Source organism: Prevotella herbatica, from assembly GCF_017347605.1.
Lineage (GTDB): Bacteria > Bacteroidota > Bacteroidia > Bacteroidales > Bacteroidaceae > Prevotella > Prevotella herbatica.
This window is the reverse complement of the sequence record NZ_AP024484.1, coordinates 466224-492120: the sequence shown is the minus strand read 5'-3', so window position 1 is coordinate 492120 and position 25897 is coordinate 466224. Positions and strand designations below refer to the sequence as shown.

General features: G+C 37.2%; 20 protein-coding genes and 1 tRNA gene. 4 read left to right on the top strand and 17 right to left on the bottom strand.

Features of this window, described 5'->3' with window-relative positions; translation table 11 throughout:
* Positions 1–140: 140 nt before the first annotated feature.
* Positions 141–491, top strand: a complete 351-nt coding sequence (locus tag prwr041_RS01965; protein WP_207154651.1) for a MerR family transcriptional regulator — start codon at positions 141–143, stop codon at positions 489–491.
* A 360-nt stretch (positions 492–851) separates the two neighbouring features.
* Here the strand turns inward: prwr041_RS01965 and prwr041_RS01960 are convergent, their stop codons facing one another.
* The 9 genes from prwr041_RS01960 to prwr041_RS01925 form a co-directional block, all read right to left on the bottom strand.
* On the bottom strand, positions 852–2459 hold the full coding sequence (locus prwr041_RS01960) for a TlpA family protein disulfide reductase (RefSeq protein WP_237072284.1): 1608 nt from the start codon (positions 2457–2459) through the stop codon (positions 852–854).
* 54 nt (positions 2460–2513) lie between these two features.
* Positions 2514–2933 (bottom strand): hypothetical protein, encoded by a 420-nt coding sequence (locus prwr041_RS13610; protein ID WP_237072283.1) that lies wholly within the window; start codon positions 2931–2933, stop codon positions 2514–2516.
* A 367-nt stretch (positions 2934–3300) separates the two neighbouring features.
* Complete coding sequence (locus prwr041_RS01955) at positions 3301–5343, bottom strand: TlpA family protein disulfide reductase (protein WP_207154650.1); 2043 nt, start codon at positions 5341–5343, stop codon at positions 3301–3303.
* A gap of 242 nt (positions 5344–5585) precedes the next feature.
* Complete coding sequence (locus prwr041_RS01950; protein WP_207154649.1) at positions 5586–6569, bottom strand: pectinesterase family protein; 984 nt, start codon at positions 6567–6569, stop codon at positions 5586–5588.
* 66 nt (positions 6570–6635) lie between these two features.
* Positions 6636–8918 (bottom strand): RelA/SpoT family protein, encoded by a 2283-nt coding sequence (locus prwr041_RS01945; RefSeq protein WP_207154648.1) that lies wholly within the window; start codon positions 8916–8918, stop codon positions 6636–6638.
* 15 nt (positions 8919–8933) lie between these two features.
* A complete protein-coding gene (locus prwr041_RS01940) occupies positions 8934–10289 on the bottom strand; it encodes a lytic transglycosylase domain-containing protein (RefSeq protein WP_207154647.1) in 1356 nt (451 codons plus the stop codon).
* Between the two features lie 45 nt (positions 10290–10334).
* Positions 10335–11048, bottom strand: a complete 714-nt coding sequence (locus tag prwr041_RS01935) for a DUF5683 domain-containing protein (RefSeq protein ID WP_207154646.1) — start codon at positions 11046–11048, stop codon at positions 10335–10337.
* 1 nt (position 11049) lies between these two features.
* Positions 11050–11940 carry a ParB/RepB/Spo0J family partition protein gene (locus tag prwr041_RS01930; protein ID WP_207154645.1) on the bottom strand — a complete coding sequence of 297 codons (891 nt, stop codon included), beginning with the start codon at positions 11938–11940 and terminating at the stop codon, positions 11050–11052.
* A gap of 59 nt (positions 11941–11999) precedes the next feature.
* Positions 12000–12764 carry a ParA family protein gene (locus tag prwr041_RS01925; protein WP_207154644.1) on the bottom strand — a complete coding sequence of 255 codons (765 nt, stop codon included), beginning with the start codon at positions 12762–12764 and terminating at the stop codon, positions 12000–12002.
* Positions 12765–12866: 102 nt separating this feature from the next.
* On the opposite strand from prwr041_RS01925, the gene surE reads away from it, so the two are divergent.
* On the top strand, positions 12867–13637 hold the full coding sequence (surE, locus tag prwr041_RS01920) for a 5'/3'-nucleotidase SurE (protein WP_207154643.1): 771 nt from the start codon (positions 12867–12869) through the stop codon (positions 13635–13637).
* Between the two features lie 14 nt (positions 13638–13651).
* Positions 13652–14818, top strand: coding sequence for a lipid-A-disaccharide synthase (gene lpxB, locus prwr041_RS01915; RefSeq protein ID WP_207154642.1), 1167 nt, complete (start codon positions 13652–13654; stop codon positions 14816–14818).
* A gap of 8 nt (positions 14819–14826) precedes the next feature.
* On the opposite strand, the gene prwr041_RS01910 is transcribed toward lpxB, so the two are convergent.
* The 4 genes from prwr041_RS01910 to rsfS are packed head-to-tail and all read right to left on the bottom strand — an operon-like array spanning position 14827 to position 19133.
* Positions 14827–15780 carry a glycoside hydrolase family 5 protein gene (locus prwr041_RS01910; protein ID WP_207154641.1) on the bottom strand — a complete coding sequence of 318 codons (954 nt, stop codon included), beginning with the start codon at positions 15778–15780 and terminating at the stop codon, positions 14827–14829.
* Positions 15781–15800: 20 nt separating this feature from the next.
* Complete coding sequence (locus prwr041_RS01905; protein WP_207154640.1) at positions 15801–16670, bottom strand: phosphatidate cytidylyltransferase; 870 nt, start codon at positions 16668–16670, stop codon at positions 15801–15803.
* Between the two features lie 17 nt (positions 16671–16687).
* Complete coding sequence (gene ftsH / locus prwr041_RS01900; protein WP_207154639.1) at positions 16688–18724, bottom strand: ATP-dependent zinc metalloprotease FtsH; 2037 nt, start codon at positions 18722–18724, stop codon at positions 16688–16690.
* 49 nt (positions 18725–18773) lie between these two features.
* Positions 18774–19133 carry a ribosome silencing factor gene (gene rsfS / locus prwr041_RS01895; RefSeq protein WP_207154638.1) on the bottom strand — a complete coding sequence of 120 codons (360 nt, stop codon included), beginning with the start codon at positions 19131–19133 and terminating at the stop codon, positions 18774–18776.
* A 210-nt stretch (positions 19134–19343) separates the two neighbouring features.
* Here rsfS and prwr041_RS01890 point away from each other — a divergent pair.
* Positions 19344–19414, top strand: a tRNA-Gln gene (locus prwr041_RS01890).
* Between the two features lie 626 nt (positions 19415–20040).
* On the opposite strand, the gene prwr041_RS01885 is transcribed toward prwr041_RS01890, so the two are convergent.
* The 4 genes from prwr041_RS01885 to prwr041_RS01870 all read right to left on the bottom strand — a co-directional run bounded on the left by prwr041_RS01885 (position 20041) and on the right by prwr041_RS01870 (position 25762).
* Positions 20041–21861, bottom strand: a complete 1821-nt coding sequence (locus tag prwr041_RS01885) for a DUF349 domain-containing protein (RefSeq protein ID WP_207154637.1) — start codon at positions 21859–21861, stop codon at positions 20041–20043.
* Between the two features lie 121 nt (positions 21862–21982).
* Positions 21983–22909 carry a magnesium transporter CorA family protein gene (locus prwr041_RS01880; protein ID WP_207154636.1) on the bottom strand — a complete coding sequence of 309 codons (927 nt, stop codon included), beginning with the start codon at positions 22907–22909 and terminating at the stop codon, positions 21983–21985.
* A 223-nt stretch (positions 22910–23132) separates the two neighbouring features.
* Entirely contained in the window at positions 23133–24416 is a 1284-nt protein-coding gene (locus prwr041_RS01875; RefSeq protein WP_207154635.1) for an O-acetylhomoserine aminocarboxypropyltransferase/cysteine synthase family protein, read from the bottom strand.
* A gap of 134 nt (positions 24417–24550) precedes the next feature.
* Complete coding sequence (locus tag prwr041_RS01870) at positions 24551–25762, bottom strand: hypothetical protein (protein ID WP_207154634.1); 1212 nt, start codon at positions 25760–25762, stop codon at positions 24551–24553.
* Between the last annotated feature and the right edge of the window lie 135 nt (positions 25763–25897).

Genomic DNA, 25897 nt, shown 5'->3' with positions numbered 1-25897 from the left:
AAATATGTTATTTTAATTAATTCTTTATAAAAAATCATCCGCAAAGGTACAAAAAAGTTTAGAGATGTTGAGAGGAGTTGGCATAAATTTGCTAACTTTGCAAATAAATTAATCATTGTTTAATAAAAAAGTATGCAAATATGGCTTTGAATCCAAATAAAAACATTAAGTTGTATTACTCAATCAAAGAGGTAGCAGAAATGTTTGATATCAATGAGAGTACTTTGCGATATTGGGAAAGTGAGTTTCCACAGTTACGTCCTAAGACTCAGACTGGTACAAAGATTCGTCAATATACCGAGAAGGATATAGAGCAGCTTAAGGTTATCTATAATCTTGTGAAAGTGCGTGGCTTTAAACTTGCTGCTGCACGTAAGATGTTGAGTGCCAATAGAGATGGAGTAGACAAGACGACTGATGTGCTCGATACGCTATTGTCTGTAAAAAGTCAGCTTAAGGAACTAAAACAGCAACTTGACGGATTGCAATAATAATGAAATTTATTGATACTCATCAACCCCAAAAAGTTACTTTTTATGGTTGAGAGTAATCATAAATATATTCACCTTTTTTCTATTTATACCCTGAAGGACGATTCTATATTATGTTTTAGCGGAATTAGAATCATCGCATATTTGTGCTTCAGAAATTCTATTTCAGCAAAATAGAAATAAATCATAGTCAATCACATCTTACTTTAAATGAAAAGTAATGGCAAATCAAAGCCTTCACTCTTTATGAATGTTCTGTTCCATACTATTCTGTAGGAGCTAACGTTTCAGAGAGAGTGAAGGCTGATTTCTTAAATCATCTTCAAGAGATGGTTGATTTAATATCTAATGACTTGTAAATTAGAACTTATTCAATAGATTTTTTAACTTATCGGCATTAAAATAAGCATCAAATGTATACTGAATTATTTTCCCATCCCTACCAATAATAGCAGCGCGTGGTATGCCTGTGAAGTTGAACATTGCTCGTAGCAGTTCCCATTCTGATGGTGTAACATATATGTGTTCACCATTGATCTTAGACTCAGACATCCATTTCTCTGCTTTGTCGCGTGGAGTATCACCCTCGTCGCAGATATAAAGGAACTTAAACTTTTCATTTTTCAGCTCCTCTACATTTTTACGCATATTCAACATACCCAGACGACATTGTCCACAATATAGTGCCCAGAAGTCTATTAGCATTAAATTTCCATGATATTGAGATGTTTGTTTATCCCATAAAGCTTTTTGTGCTGGTGTCCATGTTTCTGTTATGTCTTTGGTTGTGTTGTTTCCTTCAGTAGTTTTAACCATATTTCTATAACCATCCATCACAGAATAGGCAACTTTAGGATAGTGCATCTCTATTAAACCATTAGTAGTATTCATTTCTTCAGTTGATAAGCGTACACTATTCATTTCTTCAGCTAATAAGCGTGTAGTATCGCATTTCTCCAATTGATAATTATTGATCAAATCGTTATATCTACTTGCTGCAAGCTGCGATATAAAGAGGTCATTCATAAAAGTACCTTCCATATTAAACTCCTCAGAAGGTTTCTTTATCTCCTTTGAAAGACCATATTGCTCAGGGTGGAATCTCATACCTATATTAATGAAGAGAGGTCCATACAATGTTTTGTTTAGAAATATCCATTGTTGACTCTCGCTGATTACCAATGGGTTATCATAGAGCAAAGACTTATATTTTAAGAGTGGACGATAAATAGATTCATAGTCGAGTGGAATAAATGTGCTATCCTGTTTCCCCTCCGTTGAACCGTCTGCTTTTGTCTTCACGATGTATCTATTTCCATCATAGTACCTCATCATATCTTCCATCGTTGTGAGATATTGGCACAAGGTGCATGTCATAAGAAGGTCCTTGCCATATATAGAAAGTGGTGTGTCACGTATTATTTGGTGCATCTTATCACTTTCAATCAGTTCAATAGTCTTATCAGATAATTCTTTAAGCGCATTTTTTACACCTTCATTGCCTTGTTTGAGAGCGCCTTCGATAAATTGATAATCATATTCCTTATTCATCAATTTTTTCATCAATACTGGAATCAATGAATTGATCATTGCTGACTCACTATTGCCACCGAAAGACTTATAGCGCACCTGTCGATTCGAGTTACGTTCTGCTGTAGTGTATAAGTCAAGTGTATCTCCTCCTTGCACATATACATTTTCCATAATAGGCATAATGGATACAAACTGAGGAGCATTAAGAGGTATCTGAAATTCTACACAATTATCTTTATTAAGTTCGCCTGGTATTATATTTTCTTTTCTATTGAATTGATTCTCGAATTTTGCACTCATAACACCGAAGTCTTTTTTCAGTTCGTTTGGCAAATGGGCGATGTGTATTCTCAACGTTGCAGACTGCGATTTACAGAAATCTAAATCCTTGTAGCGTGATGGATCAAATGTCCAATCAGAGTTCTTTGATGGCAATTTAAGATAATCATCTGCAGTCTTAGCTTGATTGCCAATTAATGTCTTATTTGACTACTTCTTAGTTGTTGATTTCAGCTGAATGCCATAAGTCTGCTCATATGGCGGTGTACCAGGTTCTATCATATTGAATAGTTTAACATTCTTGCTTAATGGTTCAAAATATAGAACACAAGATTTGCTACCAGACTGAGGCATCCATATCTGTTCATTCGTTTTTACACTATCAGTGCGTAATAGTTTGAAACTTTTGCTTGATTGTGCATCTTGCAATACGATTTTGTCGTTAATGCGAACCCAATTATTAGGTAAATTGTGTAAGGTGCAATGCAGTATCGTTGCATTTGTTGTCTGTTCAATAGTTTGAATTTCAATCCATGCAGGAGTATATTCTACTTCAGGATTCTTAATCTTTTGTTTTGCAACTGTTGAAAGTGAAAACACGACAAATAGGAATAATAAAATTCTTTTCATGTGATTAATTATTTTGGTTAGTATTTATTATATTTGCAAAGATAGATGAAATCATTGAAATATAGCTTATGATATGAAATAATTTGTCGAAAAAACCGACAAAGGGATCTTTCTGGAGATAATTTGATAAATAGTGCTTTTGCATTTGCTTTTAAATCAAACGATCATGAAGATATTGTGCATTTCTGCCAAAATATAATATAGGCTGATTTATATTATTGAGCTAGTCAAAAAATAATGGCTAATCATAGCCTCTACTCTTTATGAAAGTTCAGTTTCTATGAATCTAAAGTTTCAAAGAGAGTAAAGGCTGATTTCAACAACCATCTTCAAGCTATGATTGTTTTTGCATCTAATGACTTGTAAATTAGAACTTATTCAATAATTCTTTCAAATTATCGATATTTAAATAAACATCAAATGTATACTGTATTATTTTCCCATCCCTACCAATAAGAGCAGTGCGTGGTATGGCTGAGAAATTAAACATAGCTTGTAGCTGTGTCCATTCTGATGATGTTACATATATGTGTTCGCCATTGATCTTATACTCAGACATCCATTTCTCTGCTTTGTTGCGTGGAGAAGCAATCTCATTGCAGATATAAAGGAACTTAAACTTTTCATTTTTCATCTCCTCTACATTTTTACGCATATTCAACATTCCTTGACGACATGGTCCGCATGACATTCCCCAGAAGTCTATTAGCATTAAATTTCCATGATATTGAGATGTTAGTTTATCCCATAAAGCTTTTTGTGCTGGTGTCCATGTTTCTGTTATGTCTTTTGTGTTGTTTCCTTCTGTAGTTTTAACTACATTTCTATAACCATCCATCACAGAATAGGCAACTTTAGGATAGTGCATCTTCATTAAATCATTAGTGGTTTTCTTTTCTTCAGATAATAAGCTTGTACTATCGCATTTACCCAATTTATAATCATTGAGCAAATAGTGATATCTATTTGCTGCAGTCTGAGATATATAAAGGTCATTCACAAAAGTACCATCCATATTAAACTCCTCTGAAGGTTTCTTTATCTCCTTTGAAAGACCATATAGCTCAGGGTGTAATCTCATACGTATATCAGAGAAGGGAGATCCATACAACGTCCTGTTTAGAAATATAAATTGTTGACTCTCACTGATTACCAATGGGTTATCATAGAGCAAAGACTTATATTTTAAGAGTGGACGATAAATAGATTCATAGTTGAGTGGAATAAATGTGCTATCCAGTTTCCACTCCATAGTACCGTCTGCTTTTGTGATATATTTATGATCATTATAGTACATCATCATATCTCCCATCGTTGTGAGATATTGGCACAAGGTACATGTCATAAGAAGGTCCTTGCCATATATGGAGAGTGGCGTGTTACGTATTATTTGGTGCATCTTATCACTTTCAATCAGTTCAATAGTCTTATCAGCTAAATCTTTAAGCGCCTTTTCTACACTTTCATTCCCCTGTTTGATAGTGCTTTGGATAAATTGAAAATCATATTCCTTATTCATCAATTTTTTCATCAATACAGGAATCAGTGTATTAATCATTGCCGACTCACTATTGCCACAGAAAGACTTATAGCGAAACTCCCTATATGAGGTAAGTTCTGCCGTAGTGTATAAGTCAAGTGTATCTCCTCCTTGTACATATACATTTCCCATACTAGGCATAATGAATACAAACTGAGGAGCATTAAGAGGTATCTGAAATTCTACACAATTATCTTTATTAAGTTCGCCTGGTATTACATTTTCTTTTGTATTGAATTGATTCTGGAATTTTGCACTCATAACACCGAAGTCTTTTTTCAGTTCGTTTGGCAAATGGGCGATGTGTATTCTCAACGTTGCAGACTGCGATTTACAGAAATCTAAATCCTTGTAGCGTGATGGATCAAATGTCCAATCAGAGTTCTTTGATGGCAATTTAAGATAATCATCTGCAGTCTTAGCTTGATTGCCAATTAATGTCCTATTTGACTTCTTCTTAGTTGCTGATTTCAGCTGAATACCATAAGTCTGCTGATTTGCCGGTGAACCAGGCTCTATCATATTGAATAGTTTAACATTCTTGCTTAATGGTTCAAAATATAGAACACAAGATTTGCTACCAGACTGAGGCATCCATATCTGTTCATTCGTTTTTACACTATCAGTGCGTAATAATTTGAAACTTTTATTTGATTGTGCATCTTGTAATACCGTTTTGTCGTCAATGCGAACCCAAGAATTTGGTAAACAGTGTAAGGTGCAATGCAGTATCGTTGCATTTGTTGTTTGTTCAATAGCTTGAATTTCAATCCATGCAGGAGTATATTCTACTTCAGGATTCTTAATCTTTTGTTTTGCAACTGTTGAAAGTGAAAACACGACAAATAGGAATAATAAAATTCTTTTCATGTGATTAATTATTTAGGTTAGTACTAATTATATTTACAAAGATATATAAAATTACTGATATATAGCTTGTAATCGTGAATTATTTGACGAAAAGTCCTCCTAAAAGAGTTTTAGGGAGACTTTTGCTAAATATGCTTTCATATTCTCCTGTATATCAAGCGATCATAACGATAATGTATGCGTACATTATATATAATACAATATATCAGTATTGTTTGCGTTTTTGGCGTATGATAAGAGAATTATTTATTCATTGAAGGAATCCAGTTTGTGCATTGCTTGAATACATTTTCTACTGTAATATTAGCTGCTTCCTTCTTTGAAAGTTGGTGTGCCCATTTCACTCTGCCTGAATTGTTAGCTCCAGCACCATTGTTGTTGTATTCTGAATAACGGGCAGTCTTTTCATTCTCAGGATTTTTCCAGTTTTCCCATCCTTCTGGTCTTATATGTTTGCCCAGTTCACTGTTCATAAACACTGTGCAGGCGTATGGACGCCAAGGACGACCCAGATAAACTTTGCTTACACCGTCTTGTGCTATCAGTTTGCAGTGATTGAATATATAACCATAAGGTTGATCAACTGGTGTAGATGCAGCAGTGACATAACTATCAGCCTTACTCTTTATTGTGCAGTATTCAAACCAAGCTATGGCAGGACCAAAGATAAAGTCTGTTGTTCCCTCAATATAGCAATCAGCGAAGTAAAGGCGAGTGCCAGCTATGCCTGTGAATATCGTATCTTGGTGTCCTAGGAAGTTGCAATTCACAAATGTCAGTCGATCACCTTCCGTGTGGAGTGATACAGCTTGTCCAAGTCTTGCTGAATTGTTTTCAATTGTAATATTCTTTAGTTTGATATCGTTTCCTTCAATCTTCAACGTATATGTGCGAAATGTTCCCATTGGTTTGCCAGTCTCAGGAATCTTTATATTTGCGTGATCATCATACGTGATAATGGTATTGTCACGGTCTTCTCCGCAAATCTCTATGTTGTTGAGCCATGAAGGAATGACTAACTTTTCTTTGTAAATGCCTTTCTTAACGAAGATAACCTTGTGGTAGTCCATGAATGCACGACATACTTCAATGGCTTCTGATACGTTACGAAATTCAGCAGTCCCGTCACGTGCAACGAAAAGCGTGTCGGGATTGTCATACTTGTTTGCGGCATTGATGTTTGCAGCCATAAAGATAGCTGCAAACATTATTATTATTTTTTTCATAGTTTTGTTTGTTTAGTATTATATATCAGCTCTTATTATTTAAGGTACAAGGTCGTTGTTTGCGTTTTACATAATTTGCATTACTTCCTGCAAATCATCTATATCTTTTAAGTTTTCCATAATGTCTCTTACTTCGTCTCTGTCATGTACTTTAACCTCAATACTACCATCAAAGATGCCTTCGTCACTATTGATAGTAACCTTATGAATGTTAAGGTTCATACGTGAAGAAATCACTTCTGCTACATCTTGAAGCATACCTTTGCGGTCAATACCTCTTATCTCGATAGTAGCATCAAAATACATCTGTTTATGCATATCCCATTTTGCATCAAGAATACGATTGCCGTAGCTAGATTTTAGTCGGCTTGCTACAGGACATGCACGCTTGTGAATTTCGATATGGTTCTTATTATCAATATATCCTAGTATGTCATCACCAGGTATAGGGTGGCAACAGGCTGGGAATATAAACATATTAATTGTTTCTTCGCTAATGATTACAGGCTTCTTTTTCTTGAAGTCTTTGTTAACGATAAACAGATTATTTATTTCATCTTCTTCATCTTTATCCTTATCGTCCTTCTTGCCGTGGAGGAATGGTACATATTTGCGCCATCCAGAATTAGTTATTTCTTTCTTAACCTTACCAAGCAACTCGTCAAGATCTCTTTCTCCTAATATAATTTTCTTTTCGCCAAGAGCAAGGAATAAGTCTTCTGGTTTCTGCACATCATGGAAATCGCATAGCTTATCCAATACAGAAGATGTGAGTTCTAAGCTGTTGTTTGTGAGCCATGCATTTAGCACGCTCTCTCCATTCTTCTGAACTTCACGGTCGTCACGACGCAGAATAGCCTGTATCTTCGCTCTTGCTTTAGCGGTAGAAACGAAATTGATCCATGAAGGCTGCACATGCTGTGACTTACTTGTGAGTATTTCTACTTGGTCGCCACTATTTAATTTGTGACTTAAAGGTACAAGTTTATGATTAACCTTTGCTCCGATACAATGACTTCCAAGGAATGTGTGTATCTGGAATGCAAAGTCAAGTGCAGTACATCCTGCTGGCATTGTTTTAATCTCGCCTTTAGGTGTAAATACAAATATCTCAGAAGCGTATAGGTTTAACTTTATACTGTCAAGGAAGTCCATTGCATCTGGCTGTGGATCATCAAGAATCTCCTTGATTGTTCCCAACCAATTGTTTAGTTCTCCTTCGTCCTCAGTATATTCAGCACCGTCCTTATATTTCCAATGAGCGGCAAAGCCTTGTTCTGCAACTTCGTCCATGTGATCTGAACGGATTTGCACCTCAATCCATCTGCCCTGTTTACTCATAAGAGTTACATGGAGTGCTTGATATCCGTTAGCCTTAGGATGATTCAACCAGTCACGCAATCTGTCTGGATGACTCTTGTATATGCGGCTTATAGCAACGTAGATGTTAAAACATTCGTTGATTTCTTCCTTACGAATTTTAGGTTCAAAAATTATTCTTACAGCAAGGATATCATAGATTTCTTCAAATGTTACATGCTTATTCTGCATCTTATTCCAAATAGAATAAGGACTTTTTACACGAGCCTTGATTTGATATTGTACTCCAATCTTGTCAAGAGCCTCACGTATTGGATCTGTGAATTGTGCAAAAAGTATATCACGCTGTTCGCGTGTAGAAGCCAGTTTATCTTGTATAGTTTTGTATTCTTGAGGATGCTCGTATTTAAAACTTAAATCCTCAAGTTCCGTCTTTATCTTATTAAGTCCCAAACGATTAGCCAGCGGTGCATATATATATAAGGTCTCGCCTGCAATCTTATATTGTTTGTTGGCTGGTTGCGAAACAAGAGTTCTCATATTGTGAAGACGGTCACAAATTTTGATGAGAATCACGCGAATATCATCGCTCATCGTGAGCAATAGTTTCTTAAAGTTTTCAGCTTGTGCAGAAGCCTTATCACCGAAAATACCACCACTGATTTTAGTCAGACCGTCTACAATCTGTGCTATTTTGGTTCCAAATATATTTTCAATGTCCTCAACGGTATAGTCTGTGTCTTCTACGACATCGTGCAGAAGTGCTGAACATATACTTGTTGAACCGAGTCCCATTTCTTCGCATGCAATAAGAGCAACGGCAATAGGGTGCATGATATATGGCTCACCAGATAATCTTCTCACACCTTTGTGAGCTTGTCTGGCGAAATTAAAGGCTTTTGTGATTATGTCGACTTTCTTCCTGTGTCGAGACGCAAGATAGGTGTCAAGCAAATGCTGGAAAGCATCTGTTATCATTTTATCTTCGGCAGCTTCACGTGCAGCCTCTTTCATATCATGCTCATCCATATTCGTATCGTTTATTTACTTAACTTTGATTTTCTTTCCAGCACGTATACTACTGCCATTAATACCATTCAGTTTCTTTAGCTTAGAAACAGTTGTATTATGTTTTTCTGCGATTTCAGAAAGCGTATCGCCGTCACCAATGGTAACGCTTTTGCTTGCATGTTTACGCTTGTTTTTCTTCTTTCTTGTATATTTGCTTGATCTGGAATAGCTTTTGTGTCGACTGTATGAACGGCTTTTTGTAACGACAGGTTCTTCATTGTTAACCTCTACCTCTGTACGCTTGCTAGCCATTTCTTCTGGCTTGTATGCGTAAATAGAATCTTCGTTATCAATGAATTTTGTAATCATCAATGTTGGCAATCTTAACGCAGATGGACGCCAGCTTCCGTTAACCAAATCATGACGATATTGTGGATTCAAAGCCCTTATCTGGTCAATGTTTATACCTAGAACATGCGAAATCTGTTCAAAGTTTATATCTTTATTTACTAATATGGTATCGGTCTTCTCTGGAAGTTCTGAAGTCATTGGACATATATTGTGATCACAATAGTAGTTCATGATGTAGTTCGCTGCGATGAAAGCAGGAACATATCCCTTAGTTTCGTCTGGAAGATAAGGATAAATCTGCCAATAGTCGTTTTGTTTTGAACGGTGTATGGCTTTATTTATTTTGTCAGGACCACAATTATATGCTGCTATTACAAGATTCCAGTCGCCATATAGTTTATATAGGTCGCTGAGATAGTGAGCTGCTGCATAAGAAGATTTTATAGGGTCGCGTCGCTCGTCAACAAGAGAGTTAACTGTTAGTCCGTAACGCTTTGCTGTCTTTAGCATAAACTGCCACAGACCTGTTGCTCCAACTCTAGAAACAGCACATGGATTAAGTGCAGATTCTATTACAGGAAGATATTTTAGTTCGAGCGGAAGACCATAAGTATCTAGTGCCTCTTCAAAGATAGGCATGTAGAAATTCTGAGCTCCCAACATATAACTAACTGAATTACGTAGATGACCGCTGTATCTATCAATGAATGTTTGCACAACATCATTGTACGGCATTTCTATTACAGTAGGTAACATGCTAAGTCGTTTCATGTAAATGGCTTTATCATATACAGGATTAACATCCGGCATGTTACAGTTTGTATCAGGTTTGAGATAATTCTTTGTGTTGTAGAGATGCATCAAACTGTCAAGTTCTTGTGTCATGGCCTCTGGAAGGTCTATGGTTACTTGCTTTCCTTGTGCATCTTTAACGGTAATCTCCGTTTCTTTTTTATTATCATCCTTTTCAACTTGCGCCTGCATTGCACAGTTTCCGGCAAAGAGTAGGGTGATGGTGAATAAATAGATTTTCTTCATTACTTATTTTTTGTCATATATGATGTTTTCTCTTCTCAACTTACTTTAGAAGTTTAGGCTGCAGTGCACGCCTATACCACCTGAAGTGAGAGGATTTCGGTTGTTGTCAGTATTTATGATAGCAGGCTCAACACTGAGACTGAGATCGTTTGATATATCAAATTCTGATAATGATGCATCAACGTATGCGTCAATTACAGAAAGCGCATAAACGCCTACTAATACGAAGAAACTCATGTCTCTCCAACGACGGAAGCGGTCTTTTCGATTTTTGAAAAGATTTTGATATGTAGCGAGGTTTTCGTTTGTTATTTTTGCGCCGAGATGCATAAACTGATTATAGCTGGCTGTATTAGGGTCATTATCCATTATGTCCAGATATGCCTGAGAATAATCATGATACATCTGATTGTTCCATTTCATAGCGTAAACGCATCCTACTATTCCTCCGTAAATGATAGGTAGTTTCCAGAATTTGCGGTTGTAAATCTGCCCAGCTCCAGGCAATACAAGAGCTAGCCATAATGCCCTCTTTGGTTCAGGACGCCATGTAGCCCAGTCACGCTTTTGTTTCTTGACCTTTTTTGTGTCGCTAGACACTAGCGTAAGGCTATCTTTGTGAGTAAGTGCATCTGTAGCTTTGATACTCGCAGTATCGGGAACAACGATACGATTCTTTACATTCTGTGCTTTAGCAGAGAACGGCATAGCGAATATCGCAGCAGATATGATTATAAATGAAGGTATCTTCACAGACATATTAATCTTTCAGTTTGTCGAAAACGTTCATGATCCGTTCCAGTTCTTCTTCATTTGCAAAAGGAATGCTAATTTTTCCCTTTCCTTTTGGCGAACAAGTCATTTGAACTTTTGTATTGAGAAACGAAGCAAGACGTGTTTTCAGTTCATTGAACTCTTCAGGCAATTGACTGCGTGCAATGATTTTCTTCTTGCCGCTTTCAATATCTTCTCCATTCTTTAAGGCCTGAACAAGTTCTTCTACTTTTCTTACTGAGTATCCGTTTTTTTGTATTTCCTTGAAAAGTTTTATTTGTAATGCAGGACTATCAATAGCAAGCAATGCTCGTGCATGTCCCATATCAATTTCCTTCTTCTGCAAAGCCATCTGTACTTGTGCAGGAAGTTTTAATAATCTAAGATAGTTGGTTATTGCTGTACGGCTTTTTCCGACACGTTCAGAAACTTTTTCCTGTGTCATTCCGCTACCTTCCATTAGATGCTCGTATGCAAGTGCAATTTCGACAGCATTCAGGTCTTCACGTTGGATATTCTCAACGAGTGCCATTTCCATAACATTCTCGTCTTTTATCGTACGGATGTATGCTGGAATAGCTCTAAGTCCTGCAAGTTGAGAAGCTCTCCATCTTCTCTCACCAGCAATAATCTGAAATTTGTTCTCAGTTATTTGTCTTAGTGTGATAGGTTGGATAATACCAATTTCTCTTATGCTTACTGCCAATTCATGCAGTGCTTCGTCGTCAAATTCACGGCGAGGCTGATTAGGATTAGCTTCTATTTGGTCTATAGCAATCTCGTTGATGGTAGAAGAACCCTGAGTGCGCACAGCATCTGTTGATATCAGTGCGTCAAGTCCTCTTCCGAGTGCGTTGAATTTTTTATGTACAGCCATTTCTTCTTATGATGTGTTATTAATTGATGACGATGTTCATTCAATCATCATTAAAGAATTTATGAGTTCTTGTTTATTATTTCTTTTGCAAGTGCCAGATGATTCTTAGCTCCTGTAGATTCAGCATCGTATAGAATTACAGGAAGTCCGTGACTAGGGCTTTCACTGAGTTTCACGTTACGCTGAATAACAGTTTTAAATACTAATTCCTGGAAGTGGCGTTTCACCTCATCATATATCTGGTTTGCAAGGCGTAGACGACTGTCATACATGGTGAGTACAAATCCTTCAATCTCTAAGTCCTGATTCAGTTTGCTCTTAATAATCTTAATCGTATTAAGGAGCTTGCTGATACCTTCAAGTGCAAAATATTCACACTGAACGGGAATAACAACTGAATTAGCTGCAGTGAGTGCGTTTACAGTAATTAGACCTAATGAAGGGCTACAGTCAATAAGAATGTAGTCATATTCCTTACTAATAGGGTCAAGTAAGTTTTTCAAAACCTTTTCTCTGTTTTCTAGATTGAGCATCTCAATTTCAGCACCTACCAAATCAATATGGCTTGGTATTATATCCAAACCGTTGATGTCTGTGGTATAGATGGCATCACGCACATCAGCGTGGTCAATAATACATTCATATAGGGAGCAGTCAACTTCTTTAATGTCCACTCCTAAGCCACTGGATGCATTTGCCTGTGGGTCTGCGTCTACTACGAGAACTGTTTTCTCTAATGTAGCAAGTGATGCTGCAAGGTTTATGGTCGTAGTGGTCTTGCCCACGCCGCCCTTTTGGTTAGCTAAAGCGATTATTTTTCCCATTTCGAAAAAAGTTGATTTGACCGCAAAGTTACATATTTTATGCGAGAAATACTAGAATTAAACCTTTTTTTAGTACTTTTGTGCCAAACTTAAAAGTTAAATATGAATAATTGCCGTCCATTAATACTTATTTCAAATGATGATGGATATCATGCAAATGGTATCAAAACTCTAGTTTCTTTTCTTAAAGATAAGGCTGATTTGATAGTTTGCGCACCTGAATCAGCACGCTCTGGATTTTCTTGTGCTTTCTCTGCAACAACACCATTGAGGCTCAAACGTCGCCATAATATGGGAGATGTTGAGATTTGGTCTTGCAACGGAACGCCAGTAGACTGTGTAAAAATTGCTATCTCAGAATTATGTGGTGGCAGAATTCCTGATCTTGTTATAGGTGGTATCAATCATGGTGATAATTCTACAGTTAACAATCATTATTCAGGAACGATGGGAGTGGCTCTTGAGGGATGTATGAAATATATTCCGTCTATAGCTTTCTCTTCATGTAACTATGATACAGAGGCTGAATTGGGATATCTGAAAGATGATGTTTGTAAGATTGTTGACAAGGTACTTGCAGAGGGATTGCCAAAGGGAATATGCCTTAACGTTAATTTCCCAGAAATGCCTCCTTTCAAGGGTACTAAGATATGTCGAATGACCATGGGACAATGGGTTAACGAAATCGTAAAGGAACGTCATCCACGTGGATATGATTATTATTGGGTAGTAGGAGAGTATCGTAACGATGAACCTGATGCAGAGGATGGGGATCAGTGGGCTGTCAATAATGGATATGTTGCTATAACTCCTACGAAAATTGATGTAACTGATTACGAGATTATTGATAAACTTAATAGCTGGGGACTTTAAATAAAAGTTTTGTTATGAAGTATTACATTATTGTTGGTGAAGCTAGTGGAGACCTTCATGCATCACATTTGATGATGTCGTTGAAAAAACATGACAGCAATGCCGAGTTTAGATTTTTCGGTGGAGATATGATGTCTGCTGTTGGAGGCACTCGTGTAAAGCATTATAAGGAACTTGCTTATATGGGATTCATTCCTGTACTTTTGCATCTGCGCACAATATTCCGCAATATGGCATTGTGCAAAAAGGATATAGTAGCTTGGAATCCTGATGTTGTAATACTTGTAGACTATGCTGGATTTAATCTTGATATAGCAAAATATCTTAAGGCAAACACTAAAATACCTGCTTACTATTATATATCACCTAAGATATGGGCTTGGAAGGAATGGCGAATAAAATCTATACGAAGAGATATCACAGAACTATTCTCTATATTGCCTTTTGAAATACCATTTTTTGAACAAAAACATAATTACAAAATACATTATGTTGGTAATCCTACTGCAGACGAGGTAAATAGGTTTAAAAATGAGTACAAAGAGAGTAGGGAAGATTTTTATAACAGGAATTCTCTAGTTGCCGATAAACCTATTATTGCATTGCTTGCGGGTAGTAGGAAACAGGAAATAAAGGATAACCTTCCAGCTATGATTCAGTCGGCAGTAAACTATGCTGATAAGTATCAGATGGTACTTGCGGGTGCTCCTTCAATTGATAGGGAATATTATGACATGGTACTTGATGGGATAAAAGACTGTGGCGATTTTAAAATCAAAATAGTTGATAATGAAACTTATCCATTGTTGAAACATTCTGTAGCAGCTCTAGTTACAAGTGGTACTGCGACTCTTGAAACAGCGATGTTTGGTGTTCCACAAGTTGTATGTTATGAAACTCCTGTTCCGCATTTGATACGTTTTGGATTTAATCATATAATAAAGTGCAAATATATCTCTCTTGTAAATCTTATCGCTGATAAGGAAATTGTGAAGGAACTATTTGCTGATCGTTTCTCTGTATCAAATATATCAGAAGAGCTTGGTCATATTCTTCCTGGTGGAGAGGGACGACAGAAGATGCTCGATGATTATGAAGAGGTGTATAAAAAACTAGGCGACACTATCGCTCCAGATAATGCCGCCCGTATTATGGTTGATTTGCTTAATCATAAAGATTAAGCAAGCCTTTATTTATTATATTCACGTAGATAATCCCTTACCTTTTTACCATAAGGCTTTATAATATCATTAGTCCAATTTCCTTCTGATTTAGCCCTTGGTAGCAACATAGAACATGTTTCGTTCTTATCAGAAATAGACCAGTTTATCCAACTGATTTTTAGATTTTCCATAAGATCAATCCATTTCTGCCATTCTTCCGTATTCAGAGGACCGTCTCCTGAAGCTTCCATACCAGCACATTCACTGACGAAAACAGGTAATCCACCCTCAACAGCTGCTTTCATTTTGTTACGCAGAAAGTCTTTGTGAGTAGCTGCATAAAAATGTACTGTGTACATAACGTTGCTAACTCCCTCTATTGGACTTGCTGCAACAATGTCTATGTCCTGATCCCAGTGTGGACAACCCATTAGGATGATATTATCGGGATCATATTGTCTGATTGCTGTAATTATTGTTTTGCCATACACCTTTAAGCTGTCCCAATTGTCTCCAACGGGTTCGTTATATAGCTCGTAGATAACGTTAGGATACTTTCCGTATTTCTTTGCCATATTGGTGAAAAACGTTGTAGCCTCTTTTGTATGCATCGTGTGTGCATGCCAGTCAATGATTACATATACACCGTTCTTGATTGCTGATTCTATTACCGGAGACATGCATTTCATTGCGAATTCTGGATTGTCCAGATAGTTATCTTCTATCTGTATTCCCATAGCAGCTCGGATAATATTGGCGTGCCAGTCATCTTTCAACCATTTTATGGCTTTTGTGTTATAGAAGCGCGGCCATAGATTGTGCCAACCAAGACTTACACCTCGTAATACCACTGGGTCGCCATTGTTATCACACAACTGCGCACCCTTTACTTGCAATTGTCCCCATTCTTTTACAGGATTAGTGGCAAAGGATGGGGAAAGGCAGAATACAGTTAATAAGGTTAATAGGTATTTTTTCATCGTATGGTATTTGATTTTGTTTAGAAAATCTGTATTGTATAGAGGTATATTACAACTGCTGGAATCGCCATCAATGATGAATCAAAGCGGTCTAGCATTCCTCCGTGTCCGGGGAGAATATTTCCACTGTCCTTAATATTCAAAGTTCTTTTGAAAAGGCTCTCTACAAGATCACCTAATGTTCCGAAGACGACTACTGTGAGTCCTAGTCCAATCCATCCTATTACAGATAAATGTGATGTTGATGCGCCGTTTTCGTTAGTCAGATAGCCGATTACTCCTGCAACAATCATAACAAGTATGCCACCTCCAATACTGCCTTCCCAGCTTTTTGCCGGACTAATTCTTGGAAATAGTTTATGTTTTCCGAAGAGTGAACCGCTGCAATATGCACCAGTATCGTTGAGCCATAGAAAAATGAATACGCATAATGGTATTAACATGTTGTAGCTGATACCGTTTCCGTTAGCAGAAACCTCAAAACCAAGTATGTTTATCATCGAGAAAGGCAATGCAATATACATTTGTCCAAGCATAGTGTATGCCCAATCGTTTATGGGGTCTTTCTGTTTAAGATATAGTTCGCTGATAAACAGATAAACAATTGTCAGAAGATACGGAACGAAGATTACGAAATTTGTCGCAATGCCAATTCTGAATGCTGCTACTGCTATGAAAAAATAAACACCAGCTATTGTTGATATGAATCTGTTTACCTTAATATTCTCTCTTTGGTTTACAAGTCCTGTATATTCCCATACTGCCATACCAGTTATGAGAGCAAAAAGAGCCACCATAGCTCTGGGACTAAAGAATCCCACAACCATGATGGTGACAAATAATGCACCTGTAATAGTGCGTGTTATTAGATTTTGTACTTTGTTAGTCATATTTTTATATCCGACTTTTATTCATTGTCTTTTGTTGCCTGATGCTCTGCTTCTGCCTCCTTTACAACGTCTGGCATGTCTTCAAGCTTAGGAGCATTGGCTTCGTTTTCTTCGATAATTTCCTGAGAACGGCTTACCCAAGGGCGTTTGCCGAATATTTCTTCTACATCCTCTGCATAGATAACTTCTCTTGTGATAAGGAGTTCGGCAAGTTTATTGTGTCCTTCCTTATGTTCCTCAAGAATTTGCTTTGCATGGGCGTATTCTGAATTTACCATCTTTAGAACTTCATCGTCTATTATCTTTGCTGTAGTCTCTGAATATGGACGCTGGAATTGGTATTCCTGGTTGTTATAATAGCAGATATTTGGTAATCTGTCGCTCATACCTGCGTATGCGATCATTCCAAATGCACTCTTAGTAGCACGTTCAAGATCGTTCATTGCTCCAGTAGATATGTGACCTGTAAAGAGTTCCTCTGCAGCACGTCCACCAAGTAATGCACATATTTCGTCAAGCATCTGCTCTTTAGTTGTGATCTGGCGTTCTTCTGGAAGATACCATGCTGCGCCCAAAGCCTGTCCACGTGGTACGATGCTTACCTTTACAAGAGGATTAGCATGTTCACAGAACCAACTTATAGTAGCATGACCTGCCTCATGAAGTGCGATAGAACGCTTCTCGTTGGCAGTCATTATCTTAGTTTTCTTTTCCAAACCGCCAATTATACGGTCTACAGCATCTATAAAATCTTGTTTGACAACGCATTTACTGTTATGTCTTGCGGCAATAAGTGCAGCCTCATTACATACGTTAGCAATATCAGCACCTGAGAATCCTGGTGTCTGTCGAGCAAGGAAATCAAGATCTAGAGAGTTATCAATTTTTAATGGTCTGAGATGAACTTGGAAAATAGCTTTACGCTCTGTCAAATCTGGCAGGTCCACATTTATCTGTCTGTCAAAACGTCCAGCACGCAACAAAGCCTTATCAAGCATGTCTGCACGGTTTGTTGCAGCGAGTACTATAACACCACTGTTTGTTCCAAAACCATCCATTTCTGTAAGCAGTGCGTTCAGGGTGTTTTCACGCTCATCGTTACCGCCCATTGAAGGATTTTTGCTTCTTGCTCTACCAACGGCATCAATCTCATCTATGAAAATGATACATGGAGATTTTTCCTTTGCTTGGTGAAATACGTCACGTACACGACTTGCGCCTACACCGACAAACATTTCAACGAAGTCAGAACCACTCATTGAGAAGAATGGAACTCCTGCTTCACCAGCAACAGCTTTTGCAAGCAATGTCTTACCTGTTCCCGGAGGACCAACTAGCAAAGCTCCCTTTGGAATTTTTCCTCCAAGTTCTGTATATTTCTTTGGATTCTTTAGGAATTCTACTATTTCCTGAACTTCCTGTTTTGCTCCTTCTTGTCCGGCAACATCTTTGAACGTTATTCCTAGTTCGTTAGCCTTTTCGTAAAGTTTAGCTTTACTTTTTCCTACGCTGAAGATACCACTGCCTCCACCGGCACCATTTCCTCCACTCATACGTCTCATTATCCAGAACCAGAATACTAGCAATAGTATAAATGGTCCATAACTGAATAATATATTGCTAAGGAAGCCATTACTGTCGTTATTCTCGTAGCTAAAATCAGCAATCTTTTTTGTCTGTTGCTCTTGAGTTAGATATTTTTCCAGTTCGTCAATAGATCCGAAATTCACGTTTAAGTATGGATTTGAACCAACTTGTTTTGAATTTCTATGGAATACATCCTGAATATGTTTGGGGTTAACAAACATTTTAAGAGTACTCTTTTCTTTGTTTATTACAACGTTGGTAGCATATCCTTTCTCTACATATTGTTTAAACTTTGTATATGTAGCTTCCTGACTTGCTCCGTCACCAGCTAGCATATTACCTCCGCCAGAGAAAATAATAATTCCCAATGTAAGGGCTACGAGCAGATAGAGCCAGTTCATATTGAAACGTGGCATCTTTGGATCGTTTTTGTCTCTGTTATTTAAAGGGTTGTTTTTATTGTCCATTTATTCTAATTTTAGTTTTCGGATATTATACAAATAACGTGCCAAACGACTAATCCAGATTTGGGATTTTAGTTAAGCCGGCATCTTCCCATAATGTTTCCAAATTATAGAATTCGCGTGTCTCTGGCATAAATATATGTACCAATACATCTGAATAGTCAATAGCTACCCATTCTTTATTACCAAGACCAGCTACGTTTGTAGGTTTTTCTTTTATTTCAGTGCGTACAGTGTCGCTTACAGAACTGGCAATTGCTTCTACCTGAGTTGTCGAATTACCTTGACATATTACGAAGTATTTTGCAATTGCTCCATCTATATTTGTCAGGTTTACGATAGTTATGTATTCGCCTTTTTTCTCTTGTATGCCTTTTGTTATAGTTTCAACTAATTTACTTGTTGTTTCCATTAATAGAATTTCTTTTGTTGTGTATTATATAATGTGTGATATCAGTCACAAAGGTACATAAATTATAGATATAACATTAACAAAAAAGTCTCTATTTTGTTTTTTTTCTTATTTTTATGAAAAAAAATTGGGGAAAGTTTTGGAAGTTTATAAAAAAGCACTACCTTTGCACACGCAATTCAGAACAACACTGATAAATGCATTTAATATTGGGATATGGTGTAATGGTAACACTGCAGATTCTGGTCCTGCCATTCTTGGTTCGAGTCCGAGTATCCCAACTACAAAGCAACTCTTTTGGGTTGCTTTTTTTGTTTTATTATTATTCAACTGGTTTGAGATCTGGGAGTTAATAAAGTGAGTGACTTAACAATTCCGATGTTTAAAGTTTGGTAATGATGAAAAAAAATAATCTGAAAATATATGGCAAAATTAATTATAAAAGATAAGGCAGGATTCAACTGTTTTCTTATTCATGTCGCTGAACTGTTCTTAAACATCTTGGGTTGCACTCTACGTCGATATAATTTATGAACGTATGGTTTCCTATGGTATTTTAAGGCAATTACTAAAAGTCTGTAATCCGAATAATTGCAACTGCATAAATTGGTGTGATAGTATCTTATGGAAATCTGTACTTAATTGTATTTTGCATATACAAGGGTCTAACGGTCCATAGTAATGAGTGTTTTAAAGAAAATATAGTTTCATTGATTGTTGCGGTATGTACAAAAAAAAATTGATTGTCTCACGACAACCAATCTCTTAACCTTAATAATCTAATACCATGAAAAACATGCTGCAAAGATATAGGCTTTTTGCGAAACCTCCAAATTATTAGTCATGAAATCATCGTATTTTATATTTTGTTAACCATGCGGTTATTATTCACTTTTTGTTTGGGTTCTTATCTATTAAAGTTCTCAGCATCAATAGCCTTGATTTTCTGCTTAATAAGTTCCACATCATCCTTAAGTTTCTGAACCTTGTGATTCATTTCATCAATAAGGCTATTACCTTTCTTGCTGCTTACACTAAGGAAGCCGAGGTTGTTCTCGTATGTAATAATTTCTTGCTTCAGACTTTCATAGCGTCTCATAAGTCTACCACGTTCGTTGTCTATTGCATCTTCACCGTTTCTAGCAACATTCTTCAAGTTGTTTCTGAAGTTGTCTATGCGCTTTTTAGCAATAGATATATGAAGGTCTTTGTATAACTTATCCAGAATATCATGATATTCTTTATAAAGTTTATCTTTGTCTTTATATGGTACATGTCCAATATTGTTGTATTCTTCAACAAGTTTTTGGACTTTATCCTGTACGTTATCTGAAGCTTCTTCTGCTAGAGTTTTAAGTTCTGATATAATCTCTTTCTTTTTGCTTAAGTTGCTATGTTCCTCATTGCGAGTACCAGCATTCGCTGCATTACGTGCTTCAAAGAACTTGTTGCAGGCAGACAGGAATTTAGCCCACAGTTCATCACCTAGCTTCTTTGGAACAGGACCTATGGTCTTCCAATCTTTCTGTAGTGCGATAAACTTGTCTGTAGTAGCTTTCCAATCAGTACTATCATTAAGTGATTCTGCCTCTTCAATCAGTTTTTGCTTCTTTTCAGCATTCTCATTAAAATGCTGTTTGATTTCCTTGAAGTGTTCAGCCTTGTTACCGAAGAATTCGTCACATGATGCACGGAATCTCTCAAAGATCTTCACGTTCATCTTCTGTGGTGCAAATCCTATTTTCTTCCATTCAGCTTGAAGACCTATGATTTCTTTAGTATGTTTGTCCCAATCGCCTTCACCATTGTTCTCGGCTTTTACGATTTCTTCAAGTTGCTCACATAGTTTGGTTTTCTTTTCAAGGTTTTCATCTTCTTTTGCGCGCAAATCTTCGAAGTGCTTTTGGTGCTTCTTGTTTATCACGGTTGATGCAGTCTTGAATCTGTTCCATGTTTCCTCGCGCAGTTCCTTCGTAACAGGACCTGTTTCGCGGTATTGTTGATGAAGTTCTTGTAGTTGGTGGAACGCACTTATAACATCTTGTTCTTCAGCAAGCTTTTCAGCAGCATCGCATAAGTGACGTTTTGTTTCAAGATTCTTCTTAAAGTCATATTCGCGTGCTTCGCGATTTAAGTTCAGTAGGTCATAATATTGCTCTACATAAAGTTGATAGTTTCTCCATAATTCGTTGGCTTTGTCTGCAGGAACAATTCTAATGTCTTTCCATTTCATTTGCAACTCCTTAAATTCCTGATAGCTTTTGTTAGCCTCGTCAGGAGAAGTTGCCATAGCCTTTATGCGCTCTATGATATCTATCTTTTTCTGTAGATTATTTTGTTTTTCAGATTCTTGCTCAAGGAATAACTTTGCACGACGCTCTTTTATCACGCTCATTTGAGCCTTGAATATTTCTTCATCTTCATCTGGTACCATAACATATTTCTCTGGGTCGCCACCGGCTTCCAGATATGCTTTTTGCTTTGTGTCACGCTCTGTAATATGAATTTTGTAGAAAGTGGTTTTTAGATTATCGAGTTCCTCTTTTGTTGGGTTCTCTTCATTTCCGACAATTTCTTTGAGACGTTCTAGAATCTCAGCCTTGCTCTTATATGTTTTTGGCTCGGCAGGAGTTTCTTTTTTATTCTCTACTTCAGCAGAACTTGTAGTCTTCTGCATTTCATCATCTAACATTCCCTCTTTAGGGGTATTCTCTTGAGAGTTCATCATTTCACCGGTTTAGTTTATGATACTGATTTTCATTGCGTTGTGCAATCATTATTAGCTTGCAAACTTAAATAAAAAAAATGTAAAATCCTAATTTAAATTGATTTTTTTTACTTTTCAGTTGTTATAGTAGGCGTTTGTAACGCAAAATCCACCATGACATACCTGATACCAATACAGAGATAACGATTGCTATGATGAATCCAAACTTATTTGTTTCCATTCCGTTAAGCAAATTCATACCAAATATACTTGCTATAAGGGTAGGGAACATCATAATAATACTCACAGAGGTAAGCGTACGCATCACCGTATTCATGTTATTATTAATAATACTTGAATACGTCTCCATCGTTGATTCCAGAATATCTGAATATATGTTTGTTGTTTCGCGAGCCTGTGTCATCTCAATACTTACGTCCTCAATAAGGTCAGCATCCAATTCGTCCACTTGAAGTTTAAACTTCAGTTTTTGCAGAAGATTTTCGTTGCCACGTATTGATGTGATGAAATATGTAAGTGAGTCTTGTAGACGGCTTAGTCCAATTAGACTTTCGTTGTTCACTCCCTGATCAAGATTATGCTTTGCTTTTTCAATCAGTGTGTTTATCTGTTTAAGTCGTTTCAGATACCAAACAGCACTAGAAAGGAATAGGCGGAATATCAGATCCACGTAGTCTGTGAATCCCTCGCGTCTTTTCTGCTGATAGCTCACGAAGTCTATCATCATATTCGTTTCGTAATAGCAAACTGTTATTGTGACATCGCGCTTATGTATTATACCAAGTGGTACAGTAGTGTAAGGCGTACGTGAACGAACTTCTTTTACGTATGGTATACGAAGGATGATAAGCATCCATCCGTCATCATATTCATAACGTGCACGCTCGTCGGTATCGCTAATGTCTGATAGAAAGTAATCTGGTATTTTGAAAGTATCTTCAAGATATTCCTGATCTTCGTCTGTTGGGCATGTAACCTGTATCCAACAATTGGGCTGCCACTCTTTGAGGGCGCTCAAATTCTCGCTAATGTTCCAATATGTTCTCATTGCAGCTAATCTCCGTAAAATTGAATCCTAGGTATGGGGATTAGCTTCAACTAAATCCTCACGCCTATAAATTAAATGTTTCCGCGTGATAATCGTCCATATATTTGTTATTATGTTTGATTTAACGCTGCAAAGGTAACAATTAAATATTAAATATTTTCATATCTAATAGGAAATTATTCATTTTTTTCATTCACATGTTTGATGTCCCCTAACATTGTCGTTAGATTTTATCCAATGCCTGTTTGATGTCATCAAGTATATCGTCGCTGTCTTCTATTCCAACAGAAAGTCGGATAAGGTCTGGAGCTATACCTGCTTCACGCAACTGCTCATCTGATAGCTGGCGGTGTGTGTGACTTGCTGGATGAAGCACGCAACTGCGACAGTCGGCAACGTGTGTGACGATGTTAATCAATTCCAGTGAGTCCATCCATTTGATTGCAGTCTCTCTGTCGCCTTTCAGTCCGAAAGCTATTACACCACATGAACCGTTTGGCAGATATTTCTTTGCTAGTTCATGGTTGCGGTCATTTTCAAGTCCGCAGTAATGCACCCATGCAACTCTTGAATCATTAGACAGGAATTCAGCTATGCGCTGTGCATTCTTGCAATGTTGAGCCATGCGTAGATGCAGACTCTCCAATCCTAGATTTATAAGGAAAGCATTATGTGGTGACTGAATACTTCCAAGGTCACGCATGATTTGTGCCACAAGTTTTGTGGTGTATGCCATGTTGCCGAAAGTCTTTGTATATGTAAGTCCGTGATATGACTCGTCAGGCGTGCATAGTCCAGGGAACTTCTTTGCGTTTGCATCCCAGTCAAAGTTACCGCTGTCTACAACCACTCCGCCTATTGTTGCAGCATGACCATCCATGTATTTTGTTGTGGAATGAGTTACAATGTCGCATCCCCATTCAAAAGGTCGGCAATTTATAGGTGTCGCAAATGTATTGTCTACAATCAATGGCACACCGTTGCTGTGAGCTATCTTTGCGAATTTTTCAATGTCTAGTACGTTGCATCCAGGGTTTGATATAGTTTCTCCAAACATCGCTTTGGTGTTTGGACGGAAAGCCTTCATGATGTTCTCTTCGCTGTCTTCAGGATTGACGAATGTACATTCTATACCCAATTTCTTTAGAGTCACTCCAAACAGGTTGAACGTACCGCCGTATATCTCATTTGAAGCTACAACATGGTCGCCAGCTTCACAGATATTAAACAGTGCATAGAAGTTAGCTGCTTGTCCGCTTGATGTGAGCACGGCTCCAACTCCGCCTTCCAATGCAGCAATCTTTTTTGCTACTGCGTCATTAGTTGGGTTTTGTAGTCTACTATAGAAATAGCCGTCTTTCTTTAAGTCAAAGAGCATAGCCATTTCTTCAGAGTTGTCATATTTAAATGTTGTACTTTGGTACACTGGGACCGCGATTGGTTCTCCGTTTTTAGGTTCCCATCCTGCCTTAACGCAGAGGGTTGAAAGTTTCAGATCTTTCTTCATCAGTAGTATATCTTTCCTTTGTTTAATTAATTGTTTGTCATTAATTAGTTTGATGACGATGCAAATTTACTAAAAAAACGTGTAAATACTTTTAGTTTATATATTATTTTATCATATAAAGTTACAAAATGCTATTATTGCTCATAAGTATTCATTAATTCATCAAATAGACTTTTCATCTTGCCAGGAACGATTATATGATGATTACCTATTGGGTTTGTCAGGAAGTAGTTCGCCTTATCAGCCTTGTCAAGTTGTATCACTTGTTGTGTACGGCATAGGTTTGGCTTCGCCTGACTGCATACTAGTTCTCCCTCTTCAGCGAAGTGTCTGTTAAGATTGCCTGAAACCTTGAATATTGTCACAGGACCATTTTTCATATATCCTCTGATACCTACACCAATTCCTGATTCAAAGTGAGTGTCAAATTCATAACGCTCTATCATATTAAAAGGTATTGTGCAGTGTGCGAAAAGCATTTCTCCGCTTGTTGGGTTTATGTGTGCTGGGTTTGCTTGAAAACCAGAGACAGACGCAAGCGAATTTGTTATTGCCATTGACAGCATTGCCGGAACGTCTCCCTCGCATGTAGCGATGATGCCTTCGCTATTGAATTTGGCTAGAGCCAGACAACCGGTGTTCTTCACTGCTGTAAGCAAGTCAAAACAGCGCAGTGTGAATCCGCTTAGAGCATATTTTTTTATGATAGTTTTCAATGCCAAGTATATCTGTTCTGCCATTGGCAAAGCCTTACTTATGTTTTCATTAGGAGACATCGCAAGCAGTTCTTCTGTATTAGGCGTTGGGATAGACTTTATCGTGTCGAGTAATTCCTGAATAGGAATGTTTATAATTTCAATCCCAGTTTTTGCCTTCACAGTCTCGTAATCAGCATTACTTGATATAAGCCAGTCTGAAGGTTCTCCAACTACTCCTAGTCTGCATCCGTCGAGTTGTTTTCTTGCCAGTCCCACTTTCTCAAGAATATTTATTCTTTCAGCTATATATTCTGTTTCGCCGTGCAGAATCTCACCTTGTATATTATTAAGTCTTAGATAAGACAATATCTCCATTGAGGCAGCAAGAGAATTACTCTTTCCTGATGTCAGCAGATATATAGGTTGTTTTGATTGAGCTTGTATTTGCGGAAGCAACTTTTTAAAAATGCCTTCTGTTCCACCAGTGCGCACATATATAAGGTTTAATGCGTGATCACCATAATTAGTGAAGTCACTACCAATGAAATCAAACTTAATGTTTAGGCTGCCTAAAAATTCAGCAGTAGCTGCGTCTACAGCCTTTTCGTCGTGAAGCTGTGATGTAAGTGTGTAGATTGAAATATCCATAATGTTGTTTTCTGTTTGAGTGCCAAAGTTACATAAAAATATTATTTTGAGGAATTAATTCTGCATTTTTTCAATTTTATCGTCTTTAGTTTCGTCAGAAATAAGTAATTTTGCGTATTAAATATTTAAATTGGG